This window comes from Thioalkalivibrio sp., from assembly GCF_041685615.1.
Taxonomy (GTDB): domain Bacteria; phylum Pseudomonadota; class Gammaproteobacteria; order Ectothiorhodospirales; family Ectothiorhodospiraceae; genus Thioalkalivibrio.
The window spans coordinates 1-7038 of sequence record NZ_JAWLFK010000055.1 but is presented as its reverse complement, the minus strand read 5'-3'; the positions used below and the strand labels follow the sequence as shown (position 1 = coordinate 7038).

The 7038-nt window shown below is 67.0% G+C and carries 5 protein-coding genes and 1 tRNA gene; 3 read left to right on the top strand and 3 right to left on the bottom strand.

Features of this window, described 5'->3' with window-relative positions; all coding sequences use genetic code 11:
• The first annotated feature begins 118 nt into the window (after window positions 1–118).
• The 3 genes from dnaG (at window position 119) to ACESLR_RS10260 (ending at window position 4182) form a co-directional block, all read left to right on the top strand.
• Window positions 119–1906 (top strand): DNA primase, encoded by a 1788-nt coding sequence (gene dnaG / locus ACESLR_RS10270; RefSeq protein WP_373025895.1) that lies wholly within the window; start codon window positions 119–121, stop codon window positions 1904–1906.
• A gap of 184 nt (window positions 1907–2090) precedes the next feature.
• Complete coding sequence (gene rpoD / locus ACESLR_RS10265) at window positions 2091–4001, top strand: RNA polymerase sigma factor RpoD (RefSeq protein ID WP_373025893.1); 1911 nt, start codon at window positions 2091–2093, stop codon at window positions 3999–4001.
• Window positions 4002–4105: 104 nt separating this feature from the next.
• Window positions 4106–4182, top strand: a tRNA-Ile gene (locus ACESLR_RS10260).
• Between the two features lie 117 nt (window positions 4183–4299).
• On the opposite strand, the gene ACESLR_RS10255 is transcribed toward ACESLR_RS10260, so the two are convergent.
• From ACESLR_RS10255 to ACESLR_RS10245, 3 genes are all read right to left on the bottom strand, one after another.
• Window positions 4300–4728 (bottom strand): hypothetical protein, encoded by a 429-nt coding sequence (locus tag ACESLR_RS10255; RefSeq protein ID WP_373025892.1) that lies wholly within the window; start codon window positions 4726–4728, stop codon window positions 4300–4302.
• A gap of 208 nt (window positions 4729–4936) precedes the next feature.
• A complete protein-coding gene (locus ACESLR_RS10250; RefSeq protein WP_373025891.1) occupies window positions 4937–5644 on the bottom strand; it encodes a ribonucleoside-diphosphate reductase in 708 nt (235 codons plus the stop codon).
• A 19-nt stretch (window positions 5645–5663) separates the two neighbouring features.
• A partial coding sequence (locus ACESLR_RS10245; RefSeq protein ID WP_373067249.1) for a ribonucleoside-diphosphate reductase, adenosylcobalamin-dependent occupies window positions 5664–7038 on the bottom strand: 1375 nt, incomplete at its 5' end.

Genomic DNA, 7038 nt, shown 5'->3' with positions numbered 1-7038 from the left:
TCGCCATGACAGACGGGGGACAAGCGAGCTTCGCGAATGCCCTGACGCCCCCCCGGCCCTCCGGGCTATCATGCAGGCTCGACCAGTGGCACGACCCCGAGGAACCCGCAGCGACACCATGGCAGGTCTCATCCCACAGGCATTCATCGACGAGTTGCTTGAACGCAGCGACATCGTCGAGGTGATCCAGCGCCGCGTCAGCCTGAAGAAGGCCGGGCGCGAGTTCGCCGCCTGCTGCCCGTTCCACGGCGAGAAGACACCGTCTTTCTACGTCTCCCCGCAAAAGCAGTTCTATCACTGCTTCGGCTGCGGGGCGCACGGCACCGCCATCAGCTTCCTGATGGAATACGAGAACCTGAGTTTCCCCGAGGCGGTCGAGCAGCTGGCCGAACAGGCCGGGCTCGAGGTCCCGCGCGAGGCCGGGGGCTCCGAGCAGCACGAGGCCCACGCGCCACTGTATGACGCGCTGAACGCCGCCGCCGAGTACTACGTGCAGCAACTGCGCCAGACACCGAAGGCGGTCGACTACCTGAAAAACCGCGGCATCGACGGCACGACCGCGCGCGATTACCAGATCGGCTGGGCCCCGCCCTCGGGCCTGATCGAGGCGCTGAAGCCGCGCTTCACCCCGCAGCAGCTGGTGGATGCCGGCCTGGCCGCGCGGCGCGACGACGGCGGCATCCGCGAGCGGTTCCGCGCGCGCATCATGTTCCCGATCCGCGACCGGCGTGGGCGCATCACCGGCTTCGGCGGGCGCCTGATCGAGCACGGTGAACCGAAATACCTGAACAGTCCGGAGAGCGAGGTCTTCCACAAGGGCCAGGTCATCTACGGCCTGTTCGAGGCACGCAAGGCCAGCACCCGGCTGGACGACATCGTGGTGGTCGAGGGCTACATGGACGTGGTCGGGCTGGCACGCGCCGGTTTCCGCCGCGCGGTGGCCTGCATGGGCACCGCCCTCACCCGCGCCCATCTGGACAGCCTGTTCCGCCAGGTCTCGCGCATCACCCTGTGCTTCGATGGCGACGCCGCCGGGCGCCGCGCCGCCTGGCGCTCCCTGGGCGAGGCCCTGCCCGCGATCCAGGGCCTGCGCGAGGTGCGCGCGCTGTTCCTCCCGGAGGGCGATGACCCCGACAGCCTGGTACTGCGTGACGGGCTGGCCGGCTGGGAGGAACGCCTGGCCAGCGCCCTCCCGCTGTCCGAAACCCTGGTGCAGCTGCTGCGCGAGGAACATCCGACCGATACCGCCGAGGGCCGCACCCGCTTCGCCCATACCGCGATGAAACTGGTCGCCACCACTCGCGACCCTTTGTTCCGCGACCAGCTGGTCGAGCGCATCGGACAGGAAACCGGACTGAGCCACGAGCGCCTGGAACAGGTCCTGTCGGAACAGCCGCCCCGGGCCGCCCGCGAGGCCGACCCGAGCACGGGAGGTGAACTGCCGGCCTCCCCCGGCGATGGCCGGGCGCCCGCAACCGGCACAGAGAGCCCGCCAGCCCTTTGGGGCGCCCTGCTGGCCCGGCTACTGCAACACCCGGAGCTGGACTGGTCCGAGCCCGAATTCCGTCAGCTGGTCGAACTGCCCGGCGTGGCCGCGACGACGCTGCGCGAACTCCTCGCGGCCCTGGACGAGAACCCCGAACGGCATACCGCCGGCCTGCTGGAGCGCTTCCGCGACCAGCGCCACTTCCAGCGTCTGATGGCCCTGGCCCACCAGACGCTGGACGACGGAGAGGTGGCCGTTACCCGGCAAACGGCACTGGACTGCGCCCGGCAGCTCCTGCGCCAGCACTATCGTTCTCGAATTCGTGAACTGACTCGCCCCGGCACCGACCTGGGGACGGAACAACGCGCCGAACTCGCCCGTCTTACCGGACAGCTGCAGAGATTCGACACGCCGCGATAGCCTTTCTGGGCCTTGAATTGGCGGCATTTGCCCGCACTGTTGCAATCAACCGGACCGCCCCACACCGCGCTCGCGGCATGCCCTTGACCGCAAATTCGGTCGGGCAACCAGAAACATAAGAATCTTCTGCTACAATGTAGGATTAATTTTTGGCCGACTCGACTTCCCTCGGAGTGCTACCGCAATGAATCGTGAAGAGCAGCAATCCCAGCTCAAGGAACTGATTGCCAAGGGCAAGGAGCAGGGATACCTCACGTATACCGAGGTGAATGACCACCTGCCCGACTCGATCATCGACTCCGACCAGGTCGAGGACATCATCGCGATGATCAACGACATGGGCATCGCGGTGCATGAGCAGGCCCCGGATGCCGACAGCCTGCTGCTGTCCGACGGCTCCGTCTCCGCCGACGAGGACGCGGAAGACGCCGTGGCGGCACTCGCCTCCGCTGACAGCGACTTCGGCCGGACCACCGACCCGGTGCGCATGTACATGCGCGAGATGGGTACGGTCGAGCTGCTGACCCGCGAGGGCGAGATCCGCATCGCCAAGCGCATTGAGGAGGGCCTGATGCAGGTCCTCTTTGCGCTGGCCCATCACCCGGGCGCGATCGAACGGCTGATCCACGAGTACGACCAGATCGTCGAAAACAACGGCCGCCTGACCGACCTCGTGGTCGCCTTCATCGACCCGGACGACCATGCCAACGGCGAGGCCGTCGCCCGTGGACTGGTCACGCCGGAGCAGGCCCAGAAGGCCCTGGACGAACAGAAGGCCGCCGCCGCGGCAGCAGCCGAGCAACAGGCCAGCGCCGAGCTGGACGCCATCGTCGACGAGGTGGAAGACGCCGAGGAAGACGAAGAAGCCGCCGAACCGGTCGACACCGGCCCGGACCCGGAAGAGGCCCGCAAGCGCTTCGAAAAGCTGCGCAAGCTGCACGCGAAGGCACACAAGGCCTTCGAGAAGGGCAACCGCGAGGCCTACGCCGTCGCGCGGGAGGCCACCGCCAAGTACTTCATGGAGTTCAAGCTGGTACCGCGCATGGTCGACCAGCTGACCACCCAGCTGCATGGCAGCATCGACCAGATCCGTCGCCACGAGCGGCGCATCATGGCGCTGGCCGTGGAACAGGCACAGATGCCGCGCAAGGTCTTCATCGACAGCTTCCCCAAGAACGAGACCAATCTCGACTGGATCAAGGAGGCCTGCAAGGCCAAGGGCAAGTACACCACCGCCCTCGCCGAGCACGAGGACGAGATCGTGCGACTGCAGAAGAAGCTCGCGGAGATCGAGCACGAGGCCAGCCTGAACATCTCCGAGATCAAGGAGATCAACCGCCGTATGTCCATCGGCGAGGCCAAGGCCCGCCGTGCGAAGAAGGAGATGGTCGAGGCCAACCTGCGCCTGGTGATCTCCATCGCCAAGAAGTACACCAACCGCGGCCTGCAGTTCCTCGACCTCATCCAGGAAGGCAACATCGGCCTGATGAAGGCCGTGGACAAGTTCGAATACCGTCGCGGCTACAAGTTTTCGACCTACGCCACCTGGTGGATCCGCCAGGCCATCACCCGCTCCATCGCGGACCAGGCCCGGACCATCCGCATCCCGGTGCACATGATCGAGACGATCAACAAGCTCAACCGCGTCTCCCGCCAGATGCTGCAGGAGATGGGCCGCGAGGCCACCCCGGAAGAGCTGGCCGAGCGCATGGAAATGCCCGAGGACAAGATCCGCAAGGTGCTCAAGATCTCCAAGGAGCCGATCTCCATGGAGACCCCGATCGGCGACGACGAAGACTCGCATCTGGGCGACTTCATCGAGGACGAGAAGGTCGCCTCGCCGTCCGACTCCGCCGCGCAGGAAAGCCTGACCGAGGCCACCCGCGAGATCCTGTCCACGCTGACCCCGCGTGAGGCCAAGGTCCTGCGCATGCGCTTCGGCATCGACATGAACACCGACCACACCCTCGAGGAGGTCGGCAAGCAGTTCGACGTCACCCGCGAGCGCATCCGCCAGATCGAGGCCAAGGCCCTGCGCAAACTGCGCCACCCGACCCGCGCCGAGCTGCTGCGCACCTACACCGACGCCGAATAACCGGCGACCCGGCCACGCGGCCGGAACCCGACCTAGCAATGCGGCGCCATCCCTGCCTTTCCGGGTAGAATGGCGCCGCAGTCGTTTGTACCCTCCCCGAATACGGGCCTGTAGCTCAGTTGGTTAGAGCAGGGGACTCATAATCCCTTGGTCGTCGGTTCGAGTCCGACCGGGCCCACCACATCCATCCGAGATTGACGACACAATGCGGCCCCCGAGACGGGCCGGCATGCTTCCATGCCCACCTGCTCGGGCAATACGCACCCCCTGCGGCGGCGACCCCGCGCGGGACATTGGCTCAGGCCGTCTCGGCGGTGATGAGGCCTCTCTGGAGGTCGACGGTGATCCGCTGACCCTCGATAACGGTGGCGCAGGCCAGCAGGAAGATCTCCACGAACTCGTTTCGCTCCTCCTCGGGCATCTCCGAGGAGGTACTGGAGGCATTGAAGGTGCCGAACATGGTGTCGTGGGCGCCGGCCGCGTACAGGATCAGCCGCTGCATAGCGCCCTGATCGTCCGGCGATGGCGCAGCGGTATCCAGGACGGGTTCGCCCAGCTTCTGCTTGATGGTGGAATAGAGATGAAACAGGTATTCCGCCGCGCTCTCGCGCCCGCGCCGATCCTGCAGGGTGAAGTCGGCGGAGACCGCCTGGCCACTGCGGGCACGCAGGACGATGTGCTTCGACTCGGGCTGCTCGTCGGCGTACGGGTTCAGGATGTTGGCCACGATGTCTCCAGAGCGGAATGGACGAGCCGGGGAGACTACGAGACCCCCTCCGAGATTTCCACGGCGGCCCCGTCCGCCGAGGGGTTATCCATTCGGGTTCAGACGCGACGAGGGCCAAGTGACGCTTCGATCGATGACCCATCATGTGTCGGAGTCGGATAGCCCGGTTGGGTCGCGGGTGTCACATAGCCCCCCCCCGCCGAGGCACCTAGCATTTCGAGTAGCCGCAGTCGCGGCAGGTGGGACAGCCGTCGATGATTTCCAGGTGGCCGCCGCACTGCGGGCACAGCGACGAACCCATCGGCCCAGACTGCGGGGAGTCCAAAATAGGAACGTCCGCAGGCCGAGTATTACGAGCCTTGTCGTGGTAGGCGGTGGTCAGGTCGCCTAGCGAGCGGGGATGACCGTCCGGGTCGAGGAAGCCGCGGCGCTGGAGGATGTTCTGCAGGGCAAAGGCGATGGCGGCGACCTCGGAAGGGTGATAGAGGGGTTTCCCGTAGTCGCTGGTGCCGCTGCGGACCGGGCCGCGGTCCCAGGTGACCTTGCGCAGGTCGCGCAGGGCGCGGGCGGCGTAGCCCCCACGAGCCGCCAGCGACAGGCTGCGCATCGTCGCGGAGATCCACTGGTAAGACTCGGAGTGCTGTCCGGTGGGCAGGAAGAATTCGATGGGGCGCTCGATGGTCACGGGCTCGCCGTCCACCGTACCGGAGACGGCCACGAAGCTGACCACCAGGTAGACCGTCTGCGGCCCGTCCTGGGTCCAGTAGCGCACCTTCTCGGTGACCGACTCGAGCTCGCCCTCGGGGCGCGAGGGGATGCGCTTGCCCAGCGGGTTGTCGTCACCCACCGGGCCACTCTGCCCGGCCGCGGCATCCGAGCGGCGAAAGGCGATGATGGGCTGGTCGATCCGGTGCATCGTGTCCTCCCCGACGACCTCAGACGTCGTCGTAGTAACCCTCGTCCAGCGCCGCGAAGAGGTTGGCCGCGGTGTGCACCTGGCCCTCGTATTCCACCTCTTCGTCACCACGCAGGGTCACCTCCTGGCCGTCCGCCAGGGTGAAGGTGTACCAGGTGCTGCGCAGGCGTTCCGGGTCCATCAACACACCCATCTGCGCCTGCGGGTTCGGCCGGTAGGTCGTGCAGCCCTTGAGCCCCGCGCGCCAGGCCTGCAGGTAGACCTCCTGGAAATCCTCGAACGGGATATCGCTCGGGACATTGAGCGTCTTGGAGATGGCCGAGTCTACCCATGGCTGCGCGGCCGCCTGCATGCGGATATGGGCGTCCACGCTGACCTGGTCAGCAGTGATCGCGGTGGCGGACAGATCCGCCGGCCCCGCGTCGGCATCCACCAAGGTGCGGTAGGCCAGCAATTCGTACGAATAGCAGTCCACCGCCTCGCGGGTACGCCGCCCGGGCCGGCGGATGTTGCGCGTGGTGTGGTGGAGAAAGGTCGGCTCGATGCCGTTGCTGGCGTTGTTGGCGACCGAGAAGCTGATGGTGCCGGTGGGCGCGATGGAGGTGGCGTGCGTAAAGCGCGCGCCCTCCTCCGCCAGCGCCGCGACCAGGGCCGGGTCCTCCCCGGCGATGCGCTGCATGTAGGCGCTGAAGCGCGCGTGCAGTTCGCGGCCCTTCAGCACGTCGCCGACCCGGTAACCGGCCTCGGCCAGCGCCGGCTGGCGACGCAGCATGTCGGCGGTCAGCGTGAAGCCCTCGTCCATAATCGGCGCCGGGCCCTTCTCGCGCGCCAGCTCCAGCCCAGCCCGCCAGCTCTCCAGCGCCAGGCGTCGACAGACCTCTGCGGTGAAGGCCGCGGCCGACTCGGAGCCGTAGGCCTCCCCCAGCATCGCCAGCGCCGAACCGAGCCCGAGGATACCCATGCCGTGGCGGCGCTTGCGCAGCATCTCGGCGCGCTGCTCCGGCAGCGGCAGCCCGGAGATGTCCGCGACGTTGTCCAGCATGCGCGTGAACACGCGCACCACCCGCTCGAAGCGTTCCCAGTCGAATGCCGCGTCTTCGGTGAACGGATCGGAGACGAAGCCCGTCAGGTTCACCGACCCCAGCAGGCAGGCCCCGTCCGGCGGAAGCGGTTCCTCGCCACAGGGGTTGGTGGCCCGGATGACCTCGTCGAACCAGGCGTTGTTCTGGCGATTGACCTGATCGATCAGGATGACGCCGGGTTCGCCGACGTCATAGGTGCTGCGCATCAGGGTGTCCCACAGCTCGCGGGCGCGCACGCGGCGGTAGATGCGGCAGGCGACCCGGCCCTGGTCGTCGACGCGGTAGTTATCCTCGACCACCGGCCAGTCGCGG

Coding starts and splice junctions, on each gene's coding strand:
- dnaG (WP_373025895.1), top strand. CDS start 119: ATGGCAGGTCTCATCCCACAGGCATTCATCGACGAGTTGCTTGAACGC.
- rpoD (WP_373025893.1), top strand. CDS start 2,091: ATGAATCGTGAAGAGCAGCAATCCCAGCTCAAGGAACTGATTGCCAAG.
- ACESLR_RS10250 (WP_373025891.1), bottom strand. CDS start 5,644: ATGCACCGGATCGACCAGCCCATCATCGCCTTTCGCCGCTCGGATGCC.